The sequence below is a fragment of the Kitasatospora sp. NPDC056783 genome (genome assembly GCF_042789895.1).
Taxonomy (GTDB): Bacteria; Actinomycetota; Actinomycetes; order Streptomycetales; family Streptomycetaceae; genus Kitasatospora.
The window spans coordinates 1-24,986 of sequence record NZ_JBHUAF010000031.1; the positions used below are offsets into that span (position 1 = coordinate 1).

The 24,986-nt window shown below is 72.5% G+C and carries 25 protein-coding genes and 2 pseudogenes; 4 read left to right on the forward strand and 23 right to left on the reverse strand.

Annotation, left to right across the window (positions count from 1 at the left end):
* The first annotated feature begins 211 nt into the window (after window positions 1–211).
* A complete protein-coding gene (locus ACFRMQ_RS07510) occupies window positions 212–583 on the forward strand; it encodes a hypothetical protein (protein ID WP_380727985.1) in 372 nt (123 codons plus the stop codon).
* Between the two features lie 205 nt (window positions 584–788).
* On the opposite strand, the pseudogene ACFRMQ_RS07515 reads toward ACFRMQ_RS07510, so the two are convergent.
* Together ACFRMQ_RS07515 and ACFRMQ_RS07520 are read right to left on the reverse strand one after the other, a co-directional pair.
* Window positions 789–893: pseudogene (locus ACFRMQ_RS07515) on the reverse strand (hypothetical protein); the annotation flags it as partial.
* A 31-nt stretch (window positions 894–924) separates the two neighbouring features.
* Window positions 925–2,073, reverse strand: coding sequence for a hypothetical protein (locus tag ACFRMQ_RS07520; protein ID WP_380727987.1), 1,149 nt, complete (start codon window positions 2,071–2,073; stop codon window positions 925–927).
* Window positions 2,074–2,730: 657 nt separating this feature from the next.
* On the opposite strand from ACFRMQ_RS07520, the gene ACFRMQ_RS07525 reads away from it, so the two are divergent.
* The 3 genes from ACFRMQ_RS07525 (at window position 2,731) to ACFRMQ_RS07535 (ending at window position 7,741) form a co-directional block, all read left to right on the forward strand.
* Window positions 2,731–6,192 (forward strand): CHAT domain-containing protein, encoded by a 3,462-nt coding sequence (locus ACFRMQ_RS07525; protein ID WP_380727989.1) that lies wholly within the window; start codon window positions 2,731–2,733, stop codon window positions 6,190–6,192.
* A complete protein-coding gene (locus ACFRMQ_RS07530; protein ID WP_380727991.1) occupies window positions 6,189–6,563 on the forward strand; it encodes a hypothetical protein in 375 nt (124 codons plus the stop codon). Before ACFRMQ_RS07525 ends, ACFRMQ_RS07530 begins: the two co-directional genes overlap by 4 nt.
* A gap of 386 nt (window positions 6,564–6,949) precedes the next feature.
* Complete coding sequence (locus ACFRMQ_RS07535) at window positions 6,950–7,741, forward strand: IS5 family transposase (protein ID WP_380727993.1); 792 nt, start codon at window positions 6,950–6,952, stop codon at window positions 7,739–7,741.
* Here the strand turns inward: ACFRMQ_RS07535 and ACFRMQ_RS07540 are convergent.
* The 21 genes and pseudogenes from ACFRMQ_RS07540 to ACFRMQ_RS07640 form a co-directional block, all read right to left on the reverse strand.
* Window positions 7,713–8,225 (reverse strand): hypothetical protein, encoded by a 513-nt coding sequence (locus ACFRMQ_RS07540; protein WP_380727995.1) that lies wholly within the window; start codon window positions 8,223–8,225, stop codon window positions 7,713–7,715. The two genes, ACFRMQ_RS07535 and ACFRMQ_RS07540, sit on opposite strands and share 29 nt — an antisense overlap.
* A gap of 360 nt (window positions 8,226–8,585) precedes the next feature.
* Window positions 8,586–8,855: a hypothetical protein gene (locus ACFRMQ_RS07545; RefSeq protein ID WP_380727997.1), complete on the reverse strand. Its 270-nt coding sequence runs from the start codon at window positions 8,853–8,855 to the stop codon at window positions 8,586–8,588.
* An 11-nt stretch (window positions 8,856–8,866) separates the two neighbouring features.
* The gene (locus ACFRMQ_RS07550; RefSeq protein ID WP_380727999.1) at window positions 8,867–9,244 is read right to left on the reverse strand and encodes a DUF317 domain-containing protein; all 378 of its coding nucleotides are present in this window, start codon (window positions 9,242–9,244) and stop codon (window positions 8,867–8,869) included.
* 191 nt (window positions 9,245–9,435) lie between these two features.
* Window positions 9,436–11,235, reverse strand: coding sequence for a VWA domain-containing protein (locus ACFRMQ_RS07555; protein WP_380728001.1), 1,800 nt, complete (start codon window positions 11,233–11,235; stop codon window positions 9,436–9,438).
* Entirely contained in the window at window positions 11,232–12,386 is a 1,155-nt protein-coding gene (locus tag ACFRMQ_RS07560) for an AAA family ATPase (RefSeq protein WP_380728051.1), read from the reverse strand. The genes ACFRMQ_RS07555 and ACFRMQ_RS07560 overlap by 4 nt, the downstream gene beginning before the upstream one ends.
* A 506-nt stretch (window positions 12,387–12,892) precedes the next feature.
* On the reverse strand, window positions 12,893–13,090 hold the full coding sequence (locus ACFRMQ_RS07565) for a hypothetical protein (protein ID WP_380728054.1): 198 nt from the start codon (window positions 13,088–13,090) through the stop codon (window positions 12,893–12,895).
* Window positions 13,091–13,450: 360 nt separating this feature from the next.
* On the reverse strand, window positions 13,451–14,167 hold the full coding sequence (locus ACFRMQ_RS07570) for a DUF317 domain-containing protein (protein WP_380728003.1): 717 nt from the start codon (window positions 14,165–14,167) through the stop codon (window positions 13,451–13,453).
* A gap of 137 nt (window positions 14,168–14,304) precedes the next feature.
* Entirely contained in the window at window positions 14,305–14,772 is a 468-nt protein-coding gene (locus tag ACFRMQ_RS07575) for a hypothetical protein (RefSeq protein ID WP_380728005.1), read from the reverse strand.
* A gap of 133 nt (window positions 14,773–14,905) precedes the next feature.
* Window positions 14,906–15,733 carry a hypothetical protein gene (locus ACFRMQ_RS07580; protein WP_380728006.1) on the reverse strand — a complete coding sequence of 276 codons (828 nt, stop codon included), beginning with the start codon at window positions 15,731–15,733 and terminating at the stop codon, window positions 14,906–14,908.
* Window positions 15,730–16,590 (reverse strand): hypothetical protein, encoded by an 861-nt coding sequence (locus tag ACFRMQ_RS07585; RefSeq protein ID WP_380728008.1) that lies wholly within the window; start codon window positions 16,588–16,590, stop codon window positions 15,730–15,732. The genes ACFRMQ_RS07580 and ACFRMQ_RS07585 overlap by 4 nt, the downstream gene beginning before the upstream one ends.
* Before the next feature lie 99 nt (window positions 16,591–16,689).
* The gene (locus ACFRMQ_RS07590) at window positions 16,690–17,571 is read right to left on the reverse strand and encodes a hypothetical protein (RefSeq protein ID WP_380728010.1); all 882 of its coding nucleotides are present in this window, start codon (window positions 17,569–17,571) and stop codon (window positions 16,690–16,692) included.
* Window positions 17,572–17,633: 62 nt separating this feature from the next.
* On the reverse strand, window positions 17,634–17,867 hold the full coding sequence (locus tag ACFRMQ_RS07595) for a hypothetical protein (protein WP_380728012.1): 234 nt from the start codon (window positions 17,865–17,867) through the stop codon (window positions 17,634–17,636).
* A gap of 32 nt (window positions 17,868–17,899) precedes the next feature.
* Window positions 17,900–18,556 (reverse strand): hypothetical protein, encoded by a 657-nt coding sequence (locus tag ACFRMQ_RS07600; RefSeq protein ID WP_380728014.1) that lies wholly within the window; start codon window positions 18,554–18,556, stop codon window positions 17,900–17,902.
* 124 nt (window positions 18,557–18,680) lie between these two features.
* The gene (locus tag ACFRMQ_RS07605) at window positions 18,681–19,097 is read right to left on the reverse strand and encodes a hypothetical protein (protein WP_380728015.1); all 417 of its coding nucleotides are present in this window, start codon (window positions 19,095–19,097) and stop codon (window positions 18,681–18,683) included.
* On the reverse strand, window positions 19,094–19,900 hold the full coding sequence (locus ACFRMQ_RS07610; RefSeq protein ID WP_380728017.1) for a hypothetical protein: 807 nt from the start codon (window positions 19,898–19,900) through the stop codon (window positions 19,094–19,096). The genes ACFRMQ_RS07605 and ACFRMQ_RS07610 overlap by 4 nt, the downstream gene beginning before the upstream one ends.
* Window positions 19,897–20,592, reverse strand: coding sequence for an HAD family hydrolase (locus ACFRMQ_RS07615; protein WP_380728019.1), 696 nt, complete (start codon window positions 20,590–20,592; stop codon window positions 19,897–19,899). Before ACFRMQ_RS07615 ends, ACFRMQ_RS07610 begins: the two co-directional genes overlap by 4 nt.
* Window positions 20,589–21,815 carry an MFS transporter gene (locus ACFRMQ_RS07620; protein ID WP_380728021.1) on the reverse strand — a complete coding sequence of 409 codons (1,227 nt, stop codon included), beginning with the start codon at window positions 21,813–21,815 and terminating at the stop codon, window positions 20,589–20,591. Before ACFRMQ_RS07620 ends, ACFRMQ_RS07615 begins: the two co-directional genes overlap by 4 nt.
* A gap of 35 nt (window positions 21,816–21,850) precedes the next feature.
* Window positions 21,851–22,297, reverse strand: coding sequence for a hypothetical protein (locus tag ACFRMQ_RS07625; protein ID WP_380728023.1), 447 nt, complete (start codon window positions 22,295–22,297; stop codon window positions 21,851–21,853).
* Window positions 22,294–23,142, reverse strand: a complete 849-nt coding sequence (locus ACFRMQ_RS07630; RefSeq protein ID WP_380728025.1) for a DUF317 domain-containing protein — start codon at window positions 23,140–23,142, stop codon at window positions 22,294–22,296. Before ACFRMQ_RS07630 ends, ACFRMQ_RS07625 begins: the two co-directional genes overlap by 4 nt.
* A gap of 8 nt (window positions 23,143–23,150) precedes the next feature.
* Complete coding sequence (locus tag ACFRMQ_RS07635) at window positions 23,151–24,080, reverse strand: winged helix-turn-helix transcriptional regulator (RefSeq protein ID WP_380728027.1); 930 nt, start codon at window positions 24,078–24,080, stop codon at window positions 23,151–23,153.
* A 75-nt stretch (window positions 24,081–24,155) separates the two neighbouring features.
* Window positions 24,156–24,890: pseudogene (locus tag ACFRMQ_RS07640) on the reverse strand (SCO6880 family protein); the annotation flags it as partial.
* Between the last annotated feature and the right edge of the window lie 96 nt (window positions 24,891–24,986).

The window sequence follows — 24,986 nt, forward strand, 5'->3', positions numbered from 1 at the left end:
GGTCCGGCGCTCACCGCGCGCCGGACCCGGCCTTCGTCGTAGCAGGGGTGAGGCCTCAGGGCAGCGCAAGTCAACTGCGCGGGTACCGGCCAGCTCCACGTCGGCGGGCGCCGGGTGTGATCGAGCCAACATTCGCAAATCGGACAAAAGGGAACAAAGTTCTCGATATGGGATGTTCTATCCCATACATCACGAGAGCAAGGGGGGCTCCTTGAGCCTGTTCGACCGCGGCGACGACCAACCCAACTTCACCAACTTCCGCTACGGCCAAGACTCGCAGCCAGCCGAACCCGCCCCGAGTACGCTCGCCGTCCCGCACCCCAACCCCCTGAGCCCGCGCGGCATGCTTATCTCCTGCGCCCAGTGCCAGGCGACCCGCGACTGGCTCCTGATCTACGTGCACCCGAACCTGGTCTTCGTGCGCTGCCGTTGCGCCCACGAATGGCGTGAGGCAGACCTGGAGGCGAGCGACATCGCCGAGGCCCGGGACGATTCCTTCGAGGAGCGCACGTGGGACTCCTTCGAGGAGATGTACCAAGGCCTGGGCTTCGACGGGCTCCTCCGTGGGACGTACTTCTCGTAACGCGCGGCATGGCTTCCGATGAATCCTTCACCGGATGCCGCAGACGGCCTCGGCCTGGGGGTTCATCAAGGGTGCTGGTCAACCGGCCCCGGCCTTCCGCGGCCACGTAGAGCAGGTGTCGGCCAACGTCGAGACGTTCCCTGGACTTGGAGAAGGTGACGTCGAGACCGGTCTCCTCCCGGGCCTCGCGGACGGCGATGTCGTGCGGCGCCTCCTCGAAATCCAAGGTTCCGACGGGGAGCTGCCACAGCGGATGACCCTCGCCGTTGCGACGACAGATCAGGAACACCTGACGGTCCTGGACGACCATCGCGACGGCGGGGCGAGGCCCGAGACGCCGGCTACTTCACGGTGAGCAGGGCGAGGAGGAAAGGCGGGGCCAGCCGCCTCATCGCCTCCCGGCCGTCGTCGTCGGTGTCCGCGAGCGTGGTGTTGAATGCGTCGGCCATGAAGACCAGCTGTACGGCGGTGACGGTCAGCTCCGCCAGCGTCGGGTTCGGCTCGGACAGACCGGTCAGCAGGAAGGCTCGCGTGGCCCCGAAGACCATGCCCATCGCCCATTGCCAGGTGGCCTCTGCCGGTTGACCGGTGGACAGCTCAGCCTCGACGGCCGCGCAGCTGGCCTCTGCCCAGCCGGGAATCTTCCCGGCTGCTACCCAGGCTGCCCTCAGCCGCTCGATCGGGGCCACCCGGGCTACGGTGTAGAGGTGGTTGGCGACGCTGTCGGCAGGTAGGCCCGGGAGCTGATGCCGGGGTGCGGCTGCCAGGGCCGCCAGCGGTTCTCGGGGGTCGGTCTCCAGCAGGTGGGCGGCCCACTGCGGGGTGCCGTCCGCGACGAAGCCGCGGGCCGCCCGGGCGAGCGTACCGGGGGTCATCTCGCCGGGGCCGGCCATGGCTGCGACCGCCGAGTGGAACAGAACGCCGGCCCTGTCCAGCGGGTCGGATTCGGCTACTCCCGGGGCGAGTTCGGTGGCGAGCTGCCACCCCCGGGCGAGATCCGGCCTCGCCCGGACCCGCCGATCAATCGCCTGGACGCGGCGCTGCACTGCGGTAAGGCGACGCTCCCGGGCACCGGCAAGGTCGGCCGCGCCGTCGTACACCCACTCCTGAAGATCACCGTCCACCGGCATGGGACCGAAGTCGCGGCGCAGTTGCTCGGCCAGGTCCTGGGCCGGACGAGCGAAGGCGTGGCGAACGGTCTCCTCGGGCACGGGCATGCCGGCGCCGAAGGCCCTCAGCGCGAGGTGGCTGCGGTCGGCGCCCCGTCGGCGGTTCTGGGCGAGCCAGACCACCAGCTCCACCAACTGCTCGTCCGCCGTCGAGGAGCTGCCACCCGAGGGGCGACCGGGGTAGTCCCGGTGGTGAGGCGGGAGCAGAGGGTTCGGACGGCTACGCCAGCGTTCGAGATGGCGCGCCGACACCTCGGCGCCGTGCTGCGCCGCGAGGTCGATCAACCGACGGTCGGCGGGACTGGGAGAAGTTCTGGCCATGAACCGAACGTAATGAGGCCGCGTCTGCTCCGGCCGGTCTGCTGCGAACACCAGGCGGTGTACCGCGGCCTGCTGTAGTGTCCGCCCGCCGTAGAACCCCCCGATGTTCCCCCGGTTTGGACGGAACGCGACTTGCTTCGATTGGAGACGCGAAGCCGGAACGACCGGCATGCGGATCCAACAGGCACAGGAGGGGCGGGAGATGGGGACAGAATCGATCAGCGCGGGACATGTCCGTGGCGGGCGCGGGGCGCGTCGGAGGGCGGCTGAAGTCCGATGGCGGCGGTACCTGCGGATTGCTGGCGTCAGCGTGCTGAGAGGTGCGTCGTCGGCGGTGGGTGCGGCGGCCGTCAGCGGCGCACTGTGGTGGCTGGGGCATCGGTGACGACCGCTTAGTGGCTGTTGTCGTTCCGATCTTGAGGGGCATTGATCGAACTGGCGTCCTGCATCGGACAAGCTGCCTGTCGGCCGTGAGCCGATCCCTTGGGGGACGAGGCATGAGCCGGGTAGGGATGGGGCTTCCCTACCCGGCTCCTGGGGCACGATCCAGCCAGCGGAAACGGTGTTCGGTATCCAACGCGGCTGTCCGGGTGGGAATATGCACGCTGGGGGTGCGGGCCGGGTGCGATGTGGGGGTGCGGGATAATCACTGGGCTGGTGGTGGAGGACGACGGGTTCGAGCTGATTGTCGGGGGTGAGTGGCTGGGTTCGCGCAGGCTGCTGCGGGAGTCCGATGTCGACTGGTTGACCGGGGTGGCGGGCCGGTACGTGGACGCGGTGCGTGGTGGTTCCCGGCGGGAGGTGCTGCTCGCGCTGGGGCGCGAGTTGTACGGGTGGCTGGACGGGGACCGCCGATGGCTGACGCGGCTGCTGGACGAGGCAGCGGCGCCGGTGCTGTTCGAGGTCCGGGGGCCGAGGAGGCCGTCGGCCGCGGAGTGGGCACTGTTGCGGGCCCCCGTCGAGCTGCTGGCCACTCCCGGCGGCGGGTTCCTCGTCGAGGAGCCCGAGCAGTTCGCGGTGGCGCGGCGGCTCGGCCGCCCGGGCCCGGCGGATCCGCTGGACGACCGGCGGCTCGGGGTCGCGTTCATGGCCTCCGCCCCCCGCAGCCAGCACGAACTCGACTACGAGGCAGAGGAGTTGGCGATCCTCGGGGCCGTCGGGGAGACGGGCCTGGACCTGGTCGTCGAGGACTCGGGCACCCCGGAGCGGCTGGGGATGCGGCTGGCGGAGCTCGGAGGTATGCCGGTGGTTCACCTGTCGTGCCACGGACTGCACAACTGGCGCGAGAGCCCGGAGGCTGCCGCCATGCCGGTCCTGCTGCTGGAGGACGACCTGGGACAGGGGCGCCCGACCAGAGCGAGGGAACTGGTAGGCCTGCTGACGCCGAAGCCGCGGCTGGTGTTCGTGTCGGCCTGCCTGACGGCCACCGGCGCGGACGTCGCCGGGCACCTGCCCGCGGGCGCCGGACGCCGCGGCGCGGAGGGCGCGGGTGCGGGGGCGGCGGTGGCGCACTCGCTGGCCACGGAACTGGTGGCCGCCGGGATCCCGGCGGTGATCGGCTGGGACGGCTCGGTCGGCGACCGGGCCGCCACCCTCTTCGCCGAGCACCTCTACGCCCGGCTCGGCCGCCGCGCCGCCGTTGCGGAGGCGGTGGCCGCCGCCCGCCGCGAGCTACTGGAGTCCCCCGACGAGCACGTGCGCGCCGACTGGCACCTGGCACGGCTGTGGCTGGGGCCGGCGGGCGGCGGCCCGCTGGTCGCGGGAACCGTCAAGCGCCGGATGGTGCCCGCGCACCACGCCACCACGGCGTTCCTGGGCAGCAAGCACGACGTCCCGGTCGCGGCAGCCGGCATGTTCGTCGGCCGCCGCCCCGAACTCCAGCAGGCCCTGCGGGCCCTGCGCGGACGCCGGCACGGGGGCGTGCTGCTCCACGGGCAGGGCAGGCTGGGCAAGTCGAGCCTGGCCGCCCGGATCGCCGACCGCCTCCCCGAGCGGGCCGTCGCGGTCGTCTTCGGCGACTACACCCGCGCGGCGGTCCTCGACGCCATCGCCACCGCCGTCGAACCCCACCCCGACGCCCGCGACCTGCTACGGGACCGCCGCGCCGACGTCCGCGAACACCCGGACCGCTTCAGAGCGCTCCTGGTCGACCTGCTGACCGGACCCTGCGCCCAGGCCCAGGGCACCCGCCGGCCTCTCCTGCTGGTCATCGACGACCTCGAACAGGTCCTGACCGCCGACCCCGACGGCCCGCACCGCCTGCACGACGGGGCCGCCCAGGTGCTCGCCGACGTCCTGGCCGCGTTCGACCCGGCCACCACCGACAGCCGACTCGTCCTCACCAGCCGCTACACCTTCACCCTCGACGGCCTGGAAAGCCGCCTGGAACCGGTCCAGCTCCAACCACTGTCCCCCGCCGCCCAGCACAAACTCCACCGCCGCCAGCACGACCTCGCCACCACCGAGAACCGAACCCCGGACACCGAACCGGCCCGACGAACAGACCTGGCCCGACGCGCCATGGACGTCAGCCGCGGCAACCCCGGCCTCCAGGACCTCATCGTGCTGCGCCTGGTCTACGGCGCACAGGTCGACCTGGCCCGCGCCGAGGCCGCCGTCGCCGCGATGGAGGCGTACCTGAGCCAAGGCGCCCCGGCCAGCGACCCCGACCTGTCCGTGTTCCTGGAGAACCTGGCCCTGGACACCCTCCTCCAGCAGGCCGGCCCGGCTCACCGCGACCTGCTGCGGGCCTGCACCCTGTTCACCCTCCCCGTCCCGCAACTCGTCGTCGACACCCTCGCCGAAGCAGTCGGCGGGTCAGCGGCCCGCCTGCGCGGCCTCGGCCTCCTGGACGCCTTCGCGGACGACTACCACTGGCCTGTGACCGCCGTGGCCGTCAACGCCCTCGCCGCCGGACACCTGGCCCCCCTCAGCCCCGACGAGCGCACCGCCCTGGCCGCCCTGGCTGTCGAGGCGCTCCACACCCGATGGGGCGGCCCCGCACCCCGCACCCGGCGCGGCAGCGACCTGGACCTGCAACTGACCCGCCTCGCACTGGACGCCGACCACCCCGCCATCACCGCCGACTGCGCCGCCGCGGCCGTGTCCGCCCTGCACTGGGGCTCTGCCTCCGACGCCGCCGAACTCGGCCACGACGCCATCGCCCTCCTCGACCGCCACCACCACCTGGTCCCCCTGACCCTGCTCCGCACAGTCGCCGACGCGGCTGTCACCAGCGGCGACGGCGACTGTGCCGACACCCTCCTGCGCCGCGCCGTCCAGCAGATCCAGACCAACCAGCAGCACACCGACCAGGCAGACCACGCGGCAGTCCTCCACGACCACGCCAGCCGCCTGCTCACCCGCGGCGAGACCAGACAGGCCGAGAGCCTGCTCCACCAGGCCCGGGAACTGTTCACCGACCTCGGCGACACCCGCGAAGCCGCGGTCACCTGGGGCAAGATCGCGGACGTCCTGCAGCAGCGCGGGGAGGTCGAGGAGGCCCTGCGGATCCGCCGCGAGGTCCAACTGCCGGCGTACGAGCGGATCGGCGACACCCGCGAAGCCGCGGTCACCTGGGGCAAGATCGCGGACGTCCTGCAGAAGCGCGGGGAGGTCGAGGAGGCCCTGCGGATCCGCCGCGAGGTCGAACTGCCAGCCTTCGAACGGATCGGCGACACCCGCTCCGTCGCGGTCACCTGGGGCAAGATCGCAGACGTCCTGCAGCAGCGCGGAGAGGTCGACGAAGCCGTTGAGCTACACCTGAAGCGGCTGGAAGTCCATGCACGGCTCGGCGACATCCACGGCATCGCAGCAGCGAACTGGGACCTGGCCCGAATCGACCTGGACCGAATCGACCTGGACCGTGGGGACCTCCGGGCAGTAGTGCCGAGACTGGTCACCTCGTTCCAGCACTTCCTGAAACTGCGACGGCTGGACGGTATCGCGGTCGTCGGGATCGCTCTGGGAGTGGTGATGCTGGCCGAGGGTGCACGCGCCCAGGCCCGACAAGTACTCCAGGAGTGCCGGGCCGCTGCCGCTGTGATCGGCGCAGAAGACATCGTGTCCGAGGCTGACGAACTCATGGAAACCATCAGCGACGAAGACGAGGAATCATGATCATCGAGTTTTTCGGCCCGGAAGCCGAAGCCGCCCGGGAGAGCATCGCGGCGGTCTCCGCCAGCTGGGGCCACCCCGCTGGTGCCACTGCGCCGCCCGCAAGGGCGACTGGCCCGGACACCAAGGGCGTCGACCCCGTGGCGGTGGCGTCACTGCTCCTGTCGGTGCCCTCCGCCGTACTCGCGGTCGCCGACATCGCCGATCGCATCCGCAAGCGCCGCCGCGCCGGCGAACTCATCGAACGAGCCCGACAGCTCTCCAGCGAGCAGACGACGGCACGACTTGTCCACGCCGACCGCTCCGTCGACCTCGCCACCCTCACCCCCGACCAACTCCTGGACCTCATCGCCGACGAACCCCCGGCAGACTGAACTCCGGGAACCGACAGCCCCGGCCGCGGCCGGCCCCGCAGCCCCGCGGCCGTACACCACCGCCGGGCAGAAGGGGGCTCATCGGACGGTCGACTACCGGTACACGCCGGAAAGGCGCAGTGCGCGCGTACCCCAGGCGTGTACCGGCCGCTTCCCGCGATGAGCCCGATCGGGTGACCGTGGCGGCCGTGCGGCATGAAGGCAGGGCCTCTTGGTAGCTCAGTGGGTGTCTATACCAACGAGCTTTCCAGGAGGCCCTGTTGTCGTATTTCCACGGCATCGCGGAGGCGAGGTCCACTGCGGCCACTCTCGCGTGTGACTGCCTGGCTCACAGGTTCGGGAACGCCGGCGACCACGCGGTCCGCGAGCGCCGATACCCGTCCGACATGTCGGACGCCGAGTGGGAAGTGACCAGGCCGCTGCTGCCGGTGCCGGGCTGGCTTCGCGGCCGAGGCGGCCAGCCCGAGGCGTACCGCCACCGCGCGATACTCGACGCGATCCGCCACCTCGTCGACAACGGCACGAAGTGGAGAGCCATCCCGATCGACTTCCCACCGTGGGACCGCGTCTACGCGTTCTTCCGCCGCTGGCGCGACCACGGCCTGGTCAAAGAGTTCCACGACCGGCTCCGCCGCCAGGTTCGTGAACAGGCCGGGCGGGATCCGGAGCCGAGCGCGGGCGTGATCGACTCCCAGTCGGTCAAGGCCGACGCCGTCGTCGGCGCCGACAGCCGCGGCTTTGACGGCGGCAAGCTGATCAACGGCCGCAAGCGGCACGTCGTGGTCGACACGCTCGGACTGCCGCTCGGGGTGATGGTCACGGCCGCAGACGTCGGCGACCGTGCCGCTGCCCAGGTGCTGCTCGGCCGGGTCGCCGCCGCACACCACCGGCTGACCCCGGCCTGGGCAGACGGCGGCTACACCGGCAGTCTCGTCGAGTACAGCCTCGCCGTTCTCGCCGTGATGCTGGCCATCGTCAAGCGCAGCGACGACATGCGGGGCTTCGTCGTAATGCCCAAGAGGTGGATCGTGGAGCGGTTCTTCGCCCACCTGATGCGAAGCCGCCGCCTCGTGCGGGACTTCGAACGGTCCATCGGCAGCGCAGAGGCGATGGTCTACTGGTCGATGACGCAACTCATGACGCGCCGCCTTACCCGACCACGGCCTTCGCGAGCGTGAACCTGCCCGGCGCCGACTCGACCACCCAGCCCCGGGCCACCAGCCGCTTCGCCTTCGACCGCAAGGCTTCCACCTTCCCCGGCACCGGGTCCAGGCCGAAGCGGACGGCCATCTCCTGGCACGTCAACGGGCCTTGACCGAGCCGGTCCCGGTCCGCGAGGGCCCGCAGGATGCGCTGGTAGTCCACCGACAGCGCCGACCAGGACAGCCCCGCGCGCCAGACCGGCACCACGGACTTCGACTTCGCCGCGTGAGCCTGTTCGGACCGAACCCGCTGTCCAGCGGGAGCCGGCAGGTCCTCGCCGGCGGCCTCGCCCGAGGCCAGCACCTCGCCGACGCGCGAGCGGGCGACAACCCACTCCTTCCACTCCCGCTCGGCCATGTCCAGCTCGGCGTGGATGCGGTCCGCCTCCTCACGCAGCTCGTCCACGCGGCGGCGAGCGGTGAGCTCGCGCTGTTCCAGCAGCCCCACGACCGGCGGCATCCCGACCTCCACCCGAGCGACGACACAACACGTCACCACTGCCACGAGGCCGCCGACCATATGCCCGACCAGCGGAAACCCAGCTCTCAAGCCCGGAAAGACAACAGCCACTTATTAGGCCAACAGCACGCTGCCCCCCTTCCCTGGCGTGGGGAAGGGGGGGCAGCGGCAATTTCGTTCTTTGCCGGGGCGGACAGGTGCTCAGCGGGCGCTGTAGTGGACCGTTGCACCCGCAGCGTCGATGACGACAACCCGACCGAACAGCTTGAGCCGATGGTTGTTCCCGGGGCGGGCGGTGCTCTTCACGGGTGCTGCCTCCTGGGCGACGGGGGCACGAGGGGGGCGGTGCCGGGGCGGCGGTCAGTTGGACTTGTCGCGCTGGCGGGGAATGCGGCCGGCGGCGAAGGCGGTGATCGTGGTGCGCTGGAGGCGCTGAAGCTTCATCTGGAGAGTGACCTGCTGGAGGCAGGTCAGGAGCATTGCGAGGGCGAGCAGGGGTTCATGGAGGCCCGCGCAGATCACGGCGGTGACGGCGGTGGAGACGGTTGCGGCGATGGCGAGGTACTGCGCGGACGTGAGGTCCCGGGTGATGTCGGATTCGCTGGTATTGCTGCCGGTGGTGATGGCCAAGCCCTTCTGGATCAGCGGGTGGTGCGAGTGTGCATGGCGGTCAGCAGGTCGAGGACCAGCTCGACCGGTGCATGACGGTCGAAGGTGGCCTTCCAGCCGGGGCCGTGGGCGGTGCCGGTGACCGCGATCGTCCAGGTGTCCGCGTCCGGGTCGTCGGGCGCGTAACCGAGGTAGACGCGCGTGTCGGGGGACGCAGCGTGGATGCTGCCGCGCGGGTCGGCGACCCAACTCCACTGGTGGAGGGCCAGAAAGTCGCTGATCAGGTAGGGGCTGCCCTCGCCGGTCAGCCACTTCCGGTGCTCGATGCGGCCGCCCTGTACGAGCCCGGGGACGGTGGGGGCGGTGACCGTGACGGTCATGAGGATCACCTTCCTGTCGAAGGTGTCCATGGTTCCTTGCCGATGGTCTGTTTGCGTAGTTTGTGGCGTCTGCCAGAGGCGAACAAGAACGCCGGGCACGACTAGCGCCCCCAGGCCCGGCCCGGGGCGTCCTGTCTAGATGAACCCGGCGGATTCTCGGTGAAGTTGGCGAAACTGGCGGCGAGGTCTGCCACACCAAGCCCAACGCCTCAGCCGGCGTCTCAGCGTGTCTTGCGGATGGCGTCGGTGGCGGCCCTGGCGATGGCGGCGGGAGCACTGGAGGGCCGAGGCAGGTGGAGCAGGGTGGTTCCCGGCAGGTGGAGGGATTCCGCGGTGAGGGTGAGCTGGAGTACGGCACAGCCAGCGGCTGTCAGGCGTTTGATCCGGGTGACGGCCTGAGCGGTTTCGGAGCCGATGTAATGGGCATCGGTGACGATCACGAGGAGGCGGCCGGCGCCGGGACGGCTGAGGTCGAGACCGTGGTCCAGGGCGTCGATGGCGGCGCCGAGGTTGTGGTTGCCACCGTCGGCATCGAACATCACCACGCGCTCTGGCGCCCGGTGGGTGGGCCGGATCAGCGCGGTCAGGTCATGGTCGTAGGCGATGGTAGCGGTGCGGGAGTCGGGGTCGGTCAGGGCCGCTGCGCGGGCCACGATCCAGGCGGCGGACGCGATAGGCTTGCAGGCCGCCGACATGGAGCCGGAGACGTCGACGGCGATGCCCACCCGCAGCGGTGGGGCGGGAGAGTGACGGCGGCGGGTGTGGGTGAACGGCTGCGCAGTGGGAACCGACCCTGCCGCACGCTGGGCGTCGCGGGCGAGGGCCTGGCGCATGTTGAGGCGGCCGGGTGGGGTGGGGCTGGTGGTCCGCTCCTCGGTCCGCTCACGAAAGGCCGCGGCGCGCAGCGCGCGGCTGAGGTGCGCGGCGGCGGTCTGCTCGGCGGCAGTGGGTTTTCGGGTGCCGGTGATCGGGTTGCCGTAGGGCGCTGGTGTGCCGTCGGGGCTGACGGTGGTGCCGCCGGAGTTGAAGACCGACTTCGCGATTGCGGCGGCCTTGCGTCGCTGGCCGGCCTGCTGGGCCTGGTTCTGGGCTTTCGCCTTGGACCGCGCGGCGATGGCGTTGTTCGCGGCGGCTTGTGCCGCGAGGTCGGCGGCGTCGTTGGCGTCCATGCTGTCCATGACGACCGTCGCAGCGGCGGACAGTAGATCGGTGAGGTCCTCCGGCATGGGCAGGGCGGGGGCAGCGGTGTCCAGAGCGTCGCACCAGTCCTGAGCGTGCTGAAGCATGGTGGTGGCGTCGTGGTCGGAGGCCCGATGGGCTGCGGTCCAGATGCCGGTGAGGGTGGCCAACAGGTCGGCGCCCAGCGCCCGTTCGCACAGGTCGGCAACGGCCCTGGTTTCGCCGGCGTCCAGGATGCCGGCGTCCCGGCGGCCAAGGATCAGGGCCGCCACGCTGGCGGCGTGCTCGACGCCCTGGACGCGGGGGTTGGCGATGTCGGGCATGACCAGGGTCCGGGCACTGGTGCGCAGGTACGTGCGGTCGGCGGGCCGCCTGGTCAGGTGGGCGCCTTCGGCGCGGCTCTCCTCCAGCAGGAGCGCGGCCTCGACGACGCGGGGGTCCGCGTCGGACGGCTCCGTCCATGCGGAGTGGGCCGCGTGGGCGGCCTCGTGGACGAGCACTCCCCAGGCGGCGGGATAGCGTTCCTCGTCGCCCACGATCCGTGGATGGACCTCATGGGGTTGGAGGGGGGCGAACAGGCCGGAGTCGAACTCGATCTCCGCCAGGCCGGGGAAGTACGCTGCGGGTGCGCCGCTGCGGGTGCCGGGGCGGCAGGTGACGAGCAGGTCCTGGCGGCCGGACAGGGCGACCAGCCGATCGCCGAGCTCGGCTCCCACGCGCAGCCACGCGGCCGGGGAGGAGGGTGGCTGTGCGGGCGGGGCGCCGTCGTCGTCCCAGCGCGCGAGGTCGGCGTCGTCGTCGGGCGAGGTGGCGGAGGACTGGACGTGATGGTGGGTACTCATCGTGAGGGCCCCCGGAGCGTGGGTGTGGTGCTGCCTGGGGGCTGCCGGGCGGCTGAGGCGGTCGCGGGGGAGAGCTGCCTGCCGAGGGTGAGGGGCGCGACCTGCGTGACGCCGGCGATCTTGCTGACGGCGGTGGCGACGGCGTCGCGGTCCTCGGTGGGTGCGATGCCGACCAGGTTTGCGAGTGCGGCCTTGGTGCCGAGGACCGCCTCGGTCCGCTGGTAGCTGAGCAGTTCCCGTAGTTGGGGGGCCCAGCCCATTTCGCCGAGTTCGACTTGGCGGGCGAGGTTGCGGGCGACCCGGACCACCCGGGCATCGATTTTGAGGGCCAGGGCGAGGTCGTAGTCCGTGCCGACCTGGATCTGCACGCTGAACCGGGACGACAGCGCCTCCGTCAGGATCGCCCCGTGGACGCCGGGGTTGTGGCCCGCCACCACGTAGAAGCCCGGCTCGGCCTTGATGGTCTCGCCCCGGTGGGCCTTGACCTGGATCTGGCGGCGCCCGTCCATGGCCGGGTAGAGGGAGGCCAGCACCATGGGGGAGATCAGGGTGGCGTCGTCGATCAGTAGGGCGCGGCCCTCGGTCATCGCGGTGACCAGCGGACCGTAGCGGAAGACATAGCCTCCGCCGTCGTCCTGCGTGTACTCGCCGATCAGGTCGCCGACCGTGGTGTCGCCGTCGCCGGCGACGGTGATCAGGTCAGGGAACGCGGCCTCGACCAAACTCGTCTTGCCGGTGCCCGGCGGGCCGTAGAGCAGCACCGGCACGTCGGCATCGCGCAAGCGATTCAGCGCCTCGACGTCGGGCAAGTCGGCCAGCTCTCGGGGGTGGTAGAGCTGGCCCCCCGCGCGGCGGATCGGGCCGCCGCCCTGCTTGGGCGGCGTGTTCGCTGCGGGAGCGCTCGTGCGGGCCGTGGCCGCAGCGGCGCGGGGAGAGTGGGTTCCCGGTCGGCTGATCACCGCGACCGCCGCGGCTGCGGCCGTCTTCGCGTTCGCGCGGAACTGCTTCCCGGTGCCGAGCCGGTCGGCCTCGCCGCGCACCACCAGGGTGTTGACCGCTTGCTGGACGGCACCGTGGGAGTGGCCCAGCGCTTTGGATATTTCCCCGGTGGTGAGCGGGTCCGCCGGTCGGTCGGCCAGCAGACGGGCCACCTTGGCCCGCAGCTCGCCCGGCCTGGCGTGTGTTGAAGTGACGGGCGGTCCGGGTGTGGTCAAAGCGAGGATCCTTCAACGAGTTCGCGTGCGGAGTTGGCAATGTGCTGGAAAGACGGGCCGCTATCGGAGCGGACCAGGGCCTGTGCCGACGTCGGCGCCCGGCCCGGCAGGGGGTACACGGTCAGGGTCGGTGGTGCTCAGGGGGTCTCCAGCAGCGCAGGGGCACCAGCGATCACGGCGAGGTTGCGGTGGGTTCGAAGACGGTCCGGATGCCCTTGTCGGTCACCGACGTGGGCAGGGACAGCTGTCGGAGGGACAGGGACGGGAGGACTACCGGGTCGGTCCGCCCACGGAACGTGCTCGGGCCGGATCGCCCGTGCCCTGGCCCCCGGCTGGACCGGGATGGCGCGGGCGTCCTCGGCGCGGGAGGTCTTGTCGCTGGTGGACGCGGGTGTGCCCGACAGGGACGTACCGTCGGCTCACTGGCTGGCCGAGGGCTCGGTCTAGGCGCATGGGGTGGCGGGCGGCGAGCAGGTCGCAGGCTGCCGAGCAGCCCCGTGCGTCCGGTCCGTGCTGGTTTCCATTGCTGGGCAGGCGCAGCCAGGAGTCTCCTCGAAACCGGACTGGACCAAGATTCGCAGGGCGGCGGCGTTGTACCTGGTGGTGGTTATCTCGCCGGTGTTGGTGTGCCGGATCGACACGAACGGCTGGGCGGTGCGCTCTGCTGGCGCTGCCGACTCATGGAGGTGTTCCAGGAGTTGGTCGAGCTGATCGGTGTCGGCGGTGGTGAGGTGGTCGGCGAGTTCGTGCGGTGCCGCGGCGCTGGCCTTGACGTTGGCGACGGAGTCGAGAGGATGCGAGGTCAGGATCTCTCCGTGTTGTTCGGTTCTGGGCCTGTCGGTGTATGACGAGATCGGGAAGGCCGAAGACTCGACACTCAATCTGATGGGTCAGTTGCCGGTGCACAGCATGGCGTTCGTGTCCTCAGAGAACCCGGAGCTGGCCGGACAGGGGCTCGGGCTGAGGGCGCAACATGATGACGTGGGTGTGTGGTTGGGGAGCTATCGGGAGAACGTCCGGTGTTCCGTGCCGGGGGAGGCCGTCGGCGCCGGGGAGGCGGTGTTGGCGGGTTGGGCCGAGCGGATGAGGGCGCTTCCTGCGTGTGCGGCCAGGGCACGGGAGTTGCCGCGGACCGGGGCTACCGGCTTGACGGTGGCCTGTGCGGGCAGGGTGCGCAGGTCGGCGCCGTAGCGGCGGACGGGGGCCGGGTTGACGACGGCGGCGTACAGGGAGGACACCAGGCGGGTCGGCGTCCCCGAGGACGCGGTGATCCACCAGCGTTCGTCGTCGGTGCCTCCGTTGATCACCCAGCGGGCCTTGGTGCCGGCGAGTTCGGCCTTCGGGTCCAGGTCCCCTGGGAGGTGGTGGACCTCGGCGTAGCCGTCAGGCGACTGCCACAGCAGGTGGGTGAGGCGCTCGTCCTCGACGGTGCGCCAGCCCGCCGCGGCGAGGGTCTCGTCGAGGTCGGTCGGGTAGGTGTCGGCCAGGTAGTGCTCGGGGCCCTCGGCGTGGGCGGTGACGAGGTCGGTGGTGAAGTCGGCGACGATCTCGGCGGGGGTGTTGTCGTCCATGGTGACGATCCAGGCCGGTTCGCCGTGGAAGGGGTCGGGGGAGGCTGTGGCCTTCCACAGCGGGCCGGGAGTCTCCGGGAGGAAGCCGAACCGGATCCGAAGGTCCGGCGAGGCGAGGTACACGTTGGCCACGGGGTCGTCGCCCATGAGCCAGCGGGCGTTGGCGAGATGGCCGATCGCGGTGTCGGGCAGGCCGGCGCCGGGCGCGAGGTAGCGCGGCGAGACGAAGTACTCGCGCCAGGTGTCCGGGTCGGTGGGCGCGTCGGTGCCGGGGAAGGACGAAGTCAGGGTGTTCTCCGAGGTGTTCGCGGGGGCCGGGTGGCGTCGGGGTGGGCGGCTGGGGCTTGGGTCGGCGCGGGCAGGGCGGTGGTGGTGCGGGCCGTTGCGGCCGAGCGCGGTTCGAGGGCGTGGCCGGGTTCGGGGTGGAGGCGGCGGTAGGCGTCCACCAGGACGGGGGCGTGGTCGGCCCACTCGTTCATCTCGTGCCAGATCTCGGCGGCGATCTCCTCGGTCAGTGGGTGGTCGAGTTCGTGGGCCATGGTGATCATGTGGTTGATCCGCCGCCAGCTGGAGTGGTAGGCGGTGCTGAGCGCCCGCCTGCTGTGGAGGAGCCTTGGGTCGGGCGGGTCGGCCGTGGCCACCGCGCCGACCCGCAGCAGGAAGCCGGCCGCGCACGGCAGGAGCTCCATGTAGTGCTGCCAGGCGGCCAGGTCGCGGGCGACGATGCCGGTGTCCCAGCCGTCGGTGTCCACGATGTTGCCGTCGGCGTCGCAGAAGCCGTCGTTGACGGCGTCCCAGTCGGCGGCGGCCTGTTTGATGCCGCGGGTCGCGGTCTCGACGACGGCGATGTACTCGGAGGTGGTGCGGATGGTCGGGCCTTTCGGGTCATCGGGTCCGGCGGCGAGCGGGGCTCTGGGCGGGCTCCTTGGCCGGCTTCACCGTCGGCGGCTGCGGTGGTGCGGTGGTGGTGCGCGTGGCGGCGGCGATCCTGCGGGCCGGTGCGGGGGCGGCGAGCGGGACGATCGTGGCGTGGGGCCAGTGGAACGGCGGGACCTCGGCCGGGCGGCGTACCACGGGTGCGGGGTCGGCGACGGCGCGGTACATCGCGGCCACTACCGCGGGCGGGGAGCCGGGTGAGAACTCGGCGCTCCAGTGGTGGGGGCTGTCCTCGGGGCCGCCGAAGAAGCTGTAGCCGGGCTCCTGTTGGCGCGGGAAGCTGCTCTCGCCCGGGCCGGGCCGGCGCAGGACGAAGCTGGCCAGGGTGTCGGGCGGATCGTGCACCTGGTAGTCCTCGCCGGAGAAGGTGACCGTCCACCCCGGGGCGGGGGACCAGCGTTCGAAGTCGACTTCGGCGTCGCCGTTCGGCGGGCTGTGGGGCGTCTGGGGGCCGTCGCGGAGCGCGGCGGCGAGGACGGCGACGGCGGGCAGGACGAACTCGACTGGGGTGTGGCGGCTGATCGTCGCGTACCAGAGGAGGCTGCTGTCCGGAGCCTCCTCGCTCAGGATCAGCGCCGGCCCGTTGGTGGACCAGCGGGCCTCGTGGATCTTCACCCGGCCGCATGGGCTGAGGGCCCGCACGCCGTGGCCGTGGGTGGTGACGAACCAGCCGTGGTCGCGGCGCAGGAGGTGCAGCACCTCCTGGTAGTCGGCCGGGCCGCCGGCGAGGTAGGGCGGCGCGATGCCGACCAGCCGGGAGCGGGGGTCGGAGGTCACCGCAGGGCTCTCCGGTTCCCCGGGGCGATGCCGGTGCTCGTGACGCCGGGCTCCGGAGCGTGGCCGACGGGCGCGTGGTCCTGAGTGGGGCGTGCGGCCACCGCGCGGGCCGACAGGGCCTGGCCGGGCCCGCCGGCTGCTTCCTCCAGGCTGCGGGTGGCGAAGTCCATGCGGGCCACGGACAGGGTGTCGGCCTGGGTGATGGGCTCCAGCCGCACGACGTGGGCCATGTAGGAGGGGATCCGTTCATCCAACGGGCCTGCGCCGATCGGCAGTTCGTTGCCGCGGGCGACGGCGTGGGCCACCTGGACGTCGACGAACGGCACCCACGGCGGGTCGAGGTCGAAAAGCCGGCAGGCCTCGGCGCTGACCCCGTGCAGGGCTTCGGGCAGCGACACGGCTCCTGGCTTCCACCGGTCGTCGCTCACCTCGGTTCCGGTGTACCGCATCTCCGCGAGTCGCAGGCCGGTGTGGACGGCGTAGACGAGTTGCTCGCGCAGGGCGTCGTCGGCCGGCCAGGAGAGGGCCGGGCCGGTCAGCGGAGCCGGCGAGCGCCCATTGGCGTCCGGCAGGGCGGGGACGTGATCGGCCGCCCGCTTTGCCTTGGCGAAGGCGCTGTCGCGCACCTTCGCGGGAGCGTGGTCCAGGTTCGCGAGGATGCGAGGGACACGCCATTCGAGCGCGTGCTCGATGCTGGGGTCGACGGCGTGCGCGAGCAGGTACGCCGCGTCCGAGAGGGCGGCGGCGGCCAGGCGCGGGGCGTGCTCGGTGCGGTGGGCGGCCGTGGCGGCGAGCTGGTCGAGGACGGGCACGCGCCCGGCCAGCACATGGGCGTCGTGAAGGGCCTCACGGGCCACGGCGCGCCCGTACGGGTAGATGTCGAGGCCGACACCGGAGCCGGGAGCCGGAGAAGAGGGGATGGTGGTCTCCCAGGGGCGGGTCGAAGGGGCAGGAGCTCAGCGCGTCGGCGCGGCGCCGCGCAACACGATGGGTGGCGGGGGCGATGGCGCCAGCCGGACCGGGCCGGCCGGCGGAGGAGCGGCGGAGCGGACGCGGGCAGCTGACGACCTTGAGGTGGCTGGCGGTTCGGCGAGGCGTACGGCGGTCTGCCGCAGCAGGCGCTGCTGTTCGGACAGGGGAAGGGCGGACAGGCTCCGAAGGTGCAGCGGAGTGTCGGGGTCGAGGGGGGAGACGCTGCCGAGTCCCGCAGTGGAGAGCAGCGCCTGCACTGTCACGGCGTGGACCAGCGGTGCCCTGGCATAGCCGGAGACGTACTCGCTGGCCCCGGGGAGGACCTCTGCCAGACCGGCCGTGTCGTTCACGCTGAACTCGGCGACGGCGAGCACGTCGAGGACGGAGGCGCGCAGCACGGCCGGATCGCGCTCGGAGGGGGAGAAGGTGCTACCCCAGGGCTGTAGTTCGGTGGGTGGGGAGAAGTCCGGCAGGGCGTTGCGGATTGCCCGGTTGTAGCGGGGGAGCAGCCGGCCGGTCACCGCTGCCGCAGCGCGGGCCGGATCGGGGGAGACGGTGATGCCGTGCGGGGAGAGGTGCTCGACGTCGTCCGTCGTGCGGCCGAACACCATCGGCAGGAGCGGGGCGACGATGTACTGCCCTGCGTGGGGGACGGGACGGGGCAGCACCAGCAGTTCGCGGCCCGCCGGACCGCGCAGGACCCCGGCGCTGGTGTACCTGAACTCGCCCAGCGCCCAGTCGGCGGTGGCGAGGTCCCAGAGCCGGTCGTGCAGTGTGGTGCGGGCGGTCGTGGTCGGCAGATCCATGACGTCGGCGACCCACTCGCCGGGCAGGCGAAGCGCGAGCGCCTGGGTGAAGGCGGCCATTGCCGACCCCGAATCGCGGTCGGCTCGTCGCGTTCCGGCTGCTGCGCTGGAGGCGGTGTCGTTCACCGGCGGTTCCTGGAGGGGCCGGTGGTGCCCGGGGCTGGGCCGGTCGTGGTGGCGGCCGGGCGCAGCCGTACGGGGTGGGCGAACCGCAGGCCGGCCGCCGAGCGCCGGTCTTCAGGAAGCCCGGCAGCCGTCGGTGTCGTCAGCTGCATCCAGCCGTGGTGGGGCATGGGCGTGGTGACGGAGGTGGCCAGGTAGACGGGTTGGACGTGGATGTGTGATGTCGCGATCAAGGTGGCCCTGGGTGACGTGGTCGGGGAGGGAATCAACGGGAGCGGGGACGCCCGGGGCCGGGCGGCGGCTGAGCTGACGTCGGGTTGAGGCGCGGCCTGCCGGTGGCCGGGACGGTGCTCTGGCGGGCGGCGGCGGCGCGGGCGCTCGGCGAGGTGACGGGCGGAAGCGGGGCGCTGGTGTCCCGGGTCCACGCGTACGCGGCGTCGAGGTCGGCGAAACCGCCCTCGCGGAGGGTGTACGTGTCGTCGCCGACCTGCCGCCGGTTGTGCCAGACCCGCATCGGGGCCTCAACGGGGGAGGGGGCGGTGTCCTGCGCGATGACCCAGATGTCGTACGGCTCGCTCTCGTCCGTGTAGCTGGCGCGCACGGTGAAGCGGTCACCGGAGGAACGCAGGAATTCCTCGGTCTGCCGGGTGAGCGGGTCGGCTGGGCGGATGGGGATCGTGGTCTGGGCGAGTTGCTCGGGGTCTGCTCCCCGGGAGATGAGCCAGCGTTCGGCGAGCGGCACCAGCGCTTCGGTCGTCATGGCAGCCCGGATGGTGTCGGCGCTGTCGTCACGCTCCAGGTGGACGGCGACGATGTCGGGCTCACCGGGGATGCCGTAGATGGCGGACCTGTCGAAGGCGGTCACGTAGCTGGTGCGCAGCCGGGTGGACGGGTCGCCCTGGTGCTGCGCGGTGAGGAACATGAACGCGCTCTCGCGGACGGCAAGGCGCGAGAGGACTTCCTCGCTCTCCTCGTCAGCGGGCTCCAGGTCGTACGTGTCGAAGCCGAGGGCGGAGCTGGCGGTGGGGGCGATGGCGTCTCCTGGGTCAGCGGTGGCGAACTGCGGATCGGCCTGCGGGCGCGGCGGAGGCGGCGGCCGGGCCGGGGCCGGTTGGGCTGGTCCGGGTGCTGCGCGCGGTGGCGGCGGTGCGGCGGGTCGAGGTCGGCGTGGCGGAGGCGGTCGCCCGTGCCGCCTGGGTGGCCAGCCACGTGCGGGCGTCGGCACTGTCGCCGGTGTGGTGCAGGCGGATGGTGTAGGTGCCGGCGCGCTGGTCGCGGGTGATGACGGCGGCGATGTGGCGGCCGTCGACCGCGCCCAAGGCGGTGCTGATGCGCAGACCGGGGGCGTGCTCCACCGCGAGGTCGACGCCGCTGTGATGCAGGACGCGGGCGCCGACGGTGTCGTCGGCGGTGGCGGGGTCGAGGCCGGCCAGGCCGAAGTCGGCGTCGGTAGTCTCGGTCATCGGTGCGGCGCTCGGCGGGCTGGGGGCTCCTGGGCCGCAGAAGCGGTGTCCCGGCCCGGCGTCGCGGCGGTCGGGGATGCTGCCTCGGTGCCGGGGCTCCCGGCGAGGGAGGCGTGCACCCGGGCACCGGCGGGCGTCAGCCGAAGCTTTCGCCCCACATACAAGGACCGGCTCATGTCGTGATCGACCAATTTGCGGTCGATCAGCCAGTTAACCGATACGGCGCTGACGCGCATGCCCGGACTGATGATCTGCTGGCCGTGCCGGATGCCGCTCTCCTGCACGGTGACCTTGCCGCGGGCGACGGCGTCGAGGGCCAGGCGCTGGGGGGAACTGAGCTTCACCGGCCGGGGTGGCTCGGTCGCGCGCTGTCGCTCCGGCGCCCGCGCCGGCGTGGCGGGCTCGGCCGGTGTCTGGGAGGCCAGCAGTTTGTGCAGCCCGATGAGGCGATCCAGGCGCTGGTGGAGCTCGGCGCGGCGGGCACACAGGAGGTCGAGCGTGTGGGCGCTGGTGCCGAGCACGCCGGTGGTCAGCGGCATGTCGGTGTCGAGGCCGTCGATGACGCGCTGTACGTCGCCGCGGATGCTGCGGGCGCTGGCGACCATGTTCTGCTGGACTTGGTCGAGGCGACGCGCGACACGAAGGACCTCGGAGGCCGAGCTGGCGATCAGGCTTCCCTCGTCGTCGCGCACGCCCGGTATGTCCCGGGGGTGGCCGACGTCGAACTCCTTGAGGACCATCGCGGTGCCGATCATCGTCGGATCGGTCGGTGCGGGCGCGGGCGTGCCGGAGAGCCGGTTCACGGCGTGGCCGATGCGCGGGCGGCGACGGCGGCGAGGCCGACCTCGACGGCCTCGGCCAGGGTGTCCACCAGCGGGGCGCCGTCGGTGGCCAGGCGCTGGGGGCAGTGCAGGCCGCCGGTGTGCAGCACCGGGATCGCGCCGACCGCGCGGGCGGCGACCGCGTCGTCGGCGCTGTCGCCGATCACGATGACGTTGGCCGGATCGATGCCGGGGCCGAGGGCGGCGAGGTGGGCGGCGAGCGCCGGTGCCTTGGTGGAGACGGAGGGGCCGATGCGCCCGTCGATGCGGTCGAGGAGCTGGCTGATGCCGACCTGCTGTACCTCGTGGAGCAGCCGCTCGTGCGGGGCGAGGGAGAGCAGGGACTGGCGGATGCCGCGGGCGCGCAGGCCCAGCATCACCTGCCTGACGCCCGAGCGCAGCTGGACCGGGCGCTGGTCGAGCACGGCGAGGAAGGCGGCGTCGTTGCTGGTCCATTCCTCGTCGCTGATCGAGCGGCCGAGGAGGTGGTCGTAGAACGAGCGGATCGGCACCCGGTGCTGGGAGCGGTAGGTGTCGACGTCGATCGGCTGGCCGCCGAGGGCGGGCAGCGTGGCGTTGAGGGCCGCGACGTGGTCGCCGAGGTCGTCGCGGACGGTGCCGTTCCAGTCCCAGACGATGCGGATCCGGGCGGCGGCGGTGGTGCTGGTGGTCAAGTGCTGGTCTCCTGAGAGGTGGTGGGGTGGGGGTTGAACAGGTCGGCGCGGGGGAGGAGGACGGCCGCGGCCAGGACGGCGGCGAACACCGCCAGGGTGGCGACGGGGGCGGTGCCGTGTTCGGCGAGGCGGCCGGCGACGGCGGTGCCGAGGGCCTGGCCGACGCCGACGACCGCGACCAGCCAGGCCCCGGCCTCGGTGGCGGTGCCCCGGGGCGCCAGCCCGTCGCAGAGAGCGAAGGCGGTGGCGAGCAGCGGGGAGAGGTAGAGGCCGGGTGCGACGGCGAAGGCGAGGGCGGCGAGCGGAGCGGTGGCGAACAGCATCGGCATGAACGACAGCGCGTACCCGCCGGCCGCGGCGAGCAGTTGGCGCTGGGGGGAGAGCGGCCAGGGGGAGCGGGTGTAGGCGATCCCGCCCAGCAGGCTGCCGACGGACAGCGCTGCGGGCAGTAGCCCGGTCAGCCACCCGGCACCGGTGCGGTCGGCGAGCGCGATGGCCAGGACGTTGAAGGCGCCGAGGTTGACGCCGAGGCAGAGCATCGCGGCGAGCAGGACCAGCAGGCCGCGCGAGCGCAGAGGTCCGCTCCAGTGGACCTCGCGCCGCTCGGCCGGCGGCCAGCCGGCGGGCGGTCGGGTGGCGACCACGCCGGCGCCGATGCCGCCGATGACCCCGCACGCCCACAACGCGGCAGCCGGGGAGAGGAGTTCGCACACGGCCGTGGCGGCCAGGGGCCCGGCGACGAAGACGATCTCCTGACTGACGCTGTCCAGGGTGAAGGCCACCCGCTGCTCGGCCGGATCAGGTACGAGCCGCGGCCACAGAGCGCGAAGTCCAGCCTCCAGCGGCGGTGTTGCAGCACCGGCGAGGACGGCGAGGACTGCGGCAACGAGCGGCCGGGCGGCCAGATCGGTCGCGGCGAGCAGGCTGAACGCCACGAACGCCACGCTCGCCCCGAGGGCCGAGACGATACCCAGGCGCGAGCGGTCGACGAGACGGCCGAGCAGGGGCTGTCCGATGGCGCCGGCCAGTGCGTAGAGGGCGGCGAGCACGCCCCCGAGCACGACCGGACCGCCGGCCGCCCGTATGGCGAGCAGCAGCGCGAGGGGGGCCATCGCGGTGGGCAGGCGGCCGACGAGGGTGCCGGCGAGCAGTGCGCGCACGTGCGGGCGGGCGAGGACGTCGCGCGTGGTGGGGCGGGGCCGGGAGGTGGAAGCGGGGTGCATGCGGGCGGCGGGGTCTCCTGGTGGTGCGGGCGGGATCAGCCGGGCGGTGCGGCGCGCAGCGCGGCGGCGGCGGCCCCGAGGTGGGCGCTCGCGCTGATGAGCAGCGCGCCGGCGCGCAGGCGTCCGGCCTGGGCGAGCCCGGCGGCGTCGGTGATGGTGCTGTCGGGGGAGGTCAGCTGGTCGAGGACGGTGGCCATCGACCCGCCGGCGGACAGCAGGGCCTGCTGTGCCTGCTCGATTCGCGCGAGCGCGCGAAGGTGGGCGCCGGTGGGCGGGTCGGCGGCGTCCACGACGGCGGCGGCCGAGGCGCTGACGGTGGCGAGGTGGACCAGGATGCTCAGCAGGTTGCGGCTGAGCAGCCGCACCGGGTCCAGGGCGTGGTGGGGCAGGTTGAGAGCGTGGGCGAGCGCCTGGACCTGCTCCGACTCCTCCTGGAGGTCGGCGGTCAGCAGCACGGTCGCCTCGTGGCGGTCGGTGGTCAACGGCTCCTCCGAGAGGCTGCGGTGACGCCCTGGACAGGGGTGACGACGGTCGCGGCGGGACCTGCGGCCCGGGCGGACGGCGAGGTCTGGCGAGCCGCGTCGGAGCGGTACGGGTCCGGCCCGATCTCCAGGTAGCGGTGCAGCGCGTTCGGCAGATCGGCGCTGCGGCGGCGGGCCGGGGACTCGGCGGCGAGGCAGCTGATGACGCTCTCGACGAGCGCCTCCGGGCAGTCGCCCACCAGTTCGGCCTCCCAGCCCTCGCCGTCCATGCCGACGGTGACCAGCCAGGCTTCCTGGTCGGGAGGACACAGGACCTCTGCGAGATGGTCGGGCGAGGTGACCCGCGTGACCCCGCGGCCGAGGGCGTCCGCGTCGTCCCACCCGGCATCGGACAGGCAGGAGAGCGCATCGTCGAGATCGGACCGGTCCGGTTCTCCTTCCTCGCTGACCATGGCGGCCTCGACCAGCGCCTCTGCGGCGGAGGCCAGGACTTCGTCGGGGCTCTGCGAGCTGAACGTCGCGTGCCAGCCGGGGCCTTGAGCGGTGAGTGCCTCCCGCTGGTACCGCTTGTCGGTGAGGTCGTGCAGCACCACTTCGACGCCGCCGCGGGAGAACACGTGGCCCTGGTCTCGGGTGGCGTCGGCCCAGGACGCCTCCTGGAGGACCCTGCGGGCGCGGGCGACGGAGGTGTACGAGCCGAGAGCGAGGTAGGCGGGCCGGACGCCGACGATCCGGCTGCTCCGGGAGAGGTCGGGAAGGACGGGGGCGACCCGGGGCTTCGGCTTGGAAGCAGCTGTGCGGCGTGCCCGAGGAGCGGACGGGGACGGGGTGGTGGTGGAATCCATGGAGGTCCTCAGCGCCGCTTGGCGGCGGTGGAGTTGGAGATGAGAGGGGCGGGCTGCGGCGGAGCCTCGTGACTGAAGACGAGCGCGGCGGTCGCCGACCGGACGGAGGCTGCCTTGGCGCGTGTGGCCGCCAGTTGCGACGGCGACGGCGACGGCGCCTGCGCCTGCGCCTGCGCCACGGCCGGGGCTGCCCCCCTGGCGGGGGGCATGGGCGAGGGCTTCGCGGGGGCCGGACGGGCAGGTGTGGCGGGAGCGGTGTTGCGCGCGCCGGCGCGGCGGACGGTCGTCTCGGAGCGCGGCGGCGCCGGGAGATGGCGCTGGGCCCAGCGGCCGATGGCATCCAGCGGATCGGCGAGGGCCGTTCCGGCCGTGGTCAGCCCGTACATGTAGGTGCGGCGTTCGCCGGTGCGCGCGACGATCCCGTCCGCCTCCAGCTGCTGCAGCCGCTGATAGAGGCTGCTGGGGTCCATGCCGGTCGGCAGGGCGTCGTCGAGGATCTCGCTCGGGTAGGCGGGCTCCCCGTAGGCGGCCAGGGCCATCACGGTGGAGACTGTGTGGGCCCGATTGAGCGTGGCCAGGGCCTGCTCGGTGTAGGCGCCCGGGCCGGTCCCGAACTCGGGGACGCCCTGGTGGGCGGAGGCCCAGCGGGCGATGGGGATCTGGAGGTAGGAGACGGCCTCGCGCCCCGCCCGGGTGGCGGAGACGACGGTCGTGCCAGCCTCCTGCCGACGGGTGATCAGTCCGTTCTCCTCCATCGCGTCGAGCCGCCGCTCCAGCTGGGCTTCGGTCATCCCGTACGACTTCTCCGCCAGTTCGGACATTGGCCGGCGGCCGTCGGAGAGCTTGAGCAGGCGTAGGAGCGAGATGGTGTCCTGCGGACCGAGGATGGACACGGCGGCCTGGATGCGCTGGGCCTGGGCAAGGGGGGAGGAGGGCATGATGGTGGTCCTTCGCGTGGAGGAAGACGGGCAGCGGCGGGCGGGTCAGGCCGCGGGTGCGTCGGTGAGCAGCTGCAGGCGGCGGGCGGCGCGCAGGTCGAGCGCGATGGCGATGTACGCCTCGTGGGGGGCGGCGGACGGTCCGGCGGCGGCGAGCAGGTCCTCGTAGATCGGACCGGCAACCGGCGTCGAAGGACGGCCGTGCTCCAGCCAGTACCGCTGGAGGGCGTCGCCCGAGTTCGGGACCGTGCGTTCCATCACCTGGATCCGGGCGATCTGGCCCGATCGTGACAGCGCGGCCAGGGCCCGGCCCCAGCCGGCGACGTTGTCGGCCTGGGTGGACGGGTCGAGGAGGGCGAACGCCCTGCTGCTGACACGGGTGACGGCGGTGAGGGTGGCCTGCTGCTGGTCGTGGACGGCGCCGAGGCGTCCGTCGGGGGAGGTGACGGCGCGCAGCGAGGCGGCGGTGCCGGGGAGGTGGAGCAGGCCTTCGACGCGGGGGCGGGTCGAGGGGCGGGCCAGCCAGATCAGCTGGCCGCGGGTACGGCGCAGCCAGTAGCGCGTGGCGATCGGCGCCCAGTCGGCCAGCGACCGTCCGCGTATTCGGAAGACGACGGTGACGGCCATCAGCACCCACAGCGGGGTGAGGGCGAAGGCGCCGATGATGCCGAGCGTCATCAGGACGGCGAGCAGGACCGCTGCGCCGATCGCGGTGAGGATCAGCTGCGGGAGGGTCAGGCCGAGGAGGATGCCCCGGCGGCTGCGGGCAGGGAACTTGACGGTGGCGGGGGTCTCGCTGGGCGTGCTCAGGAAGGGGTTGCTCTCTGGTGCGGGGGAGGAGGGCGGCCCTGTTCCCTCCTGGCATGGCCGGCCGGAGGGCGCAGGATCGTTCTGCAAGTAGGGCAG

What these genes read in the sequence shown, in the direction of transcription:
- ACFRMQ_RS07520 (WP_380727987.1), bottom strand. Translation starts at nt 2,073, where the DNA reads ATGGCCAGAACTTCTCCCAGTCCCGCCGACCGTCGGTTGATCGACCTC.
- ACFRMQ_RS07530 (WP_380727991.1), top strand. Translation starts at nt 6,189, where the DNA reads ATGATCATCGAGTTTTTCGGCCCGGAAGCCGAAGCCGCCCGGGAGAGC.
- ACFRMQ_RS07535 (WP_380727993.1), top strand. Translation starts at nt 6,950, where the DNA reads ATGTCGGACGCCGAGTGGGAAGTGACCAGGCCGCTGCTGCCGGTGCCG.
- ACFRMQ_RS07540 (WP_380727995.1), bottom strand. Translation starts at nt 8,225, where the DNA reads ATGCCGCCGGTCGTGGGGCTGCTGGAACAGCGCGAGCTCACCGCTCGC.
- ACFRMQ_RS07550 (WP_380727999.1), bottom strand. Translation starts at nt 9,244, where the DNA reads ATGGACACCTTCGACAGGAAGGTGATCCTCATGACCGTCACGGTCACC.
- ACFRMQ_RS07555 (WP_380728001.1), bottom strand. Translation starts at nt 11,235, where the DNA reads ATGAGTACCCACCATCACGTCCAGTCCTCCGCCACCTCGCCCGACGAC.
- ACFRMQ_RS07570 (WP_380728003.1), bottom strand. Translation starts at nt 14,167, where the DNA reads ATGGGCGACGACCCCGTGGCCAACGTGTACCTCGCCTCGCCGGACCTT.
- ACFRMQ_RS07590 (WP_380728010.1), bottom strand. Translation starts at nt 17,571, where the DNA reads ATGGCCGCCTTCACCCAGGCGCTCGCGCTTCGCCTGCCCGGCGAGTGG.
- ACFRMQ_RS07600 (WP_380728014.1), bottom strand. Translation starts at nt 18,556, where the DNA reads ATGTTCCTCACCGCGCAGCACCAGGGCGACCCGTCCACCCGGCTGCGC.
- ACFRMQ_RS07605 (WP_380728015.1), bottom strand. Translation starts at nt 19,097, where the DNA reads ATGACCGAGACTACCGACGCCGACTTCGGCCTGGCCGGCCTCGACCCC.
- ACFRMQ_RS07620 (WP_380728021.1), bottom strand. Translation starts at nt 21,815, where the DNA reads ATGCACCCCGCTTCCACCTCCCGGCCCCGCCCCACCACGCGCGACGTC.
- ACFRMQ_RS07630 (WP_380728025.1), bottom strand. Translation starts at nt 23,142, where the DNA reads ATGGATTCCACCACCACCCCGTCCCCGTCCGCTCCTCGGGCACGCCGC.
- ACFRMQ_RS07635 (WP_380728027.1), bottom strand. Translation starts at nt 24,080, where the DNA reads ATGCCCTCCTCCCCCCTTGCCCAGGCCCAGCGCATCCAGGCCGCCGTG.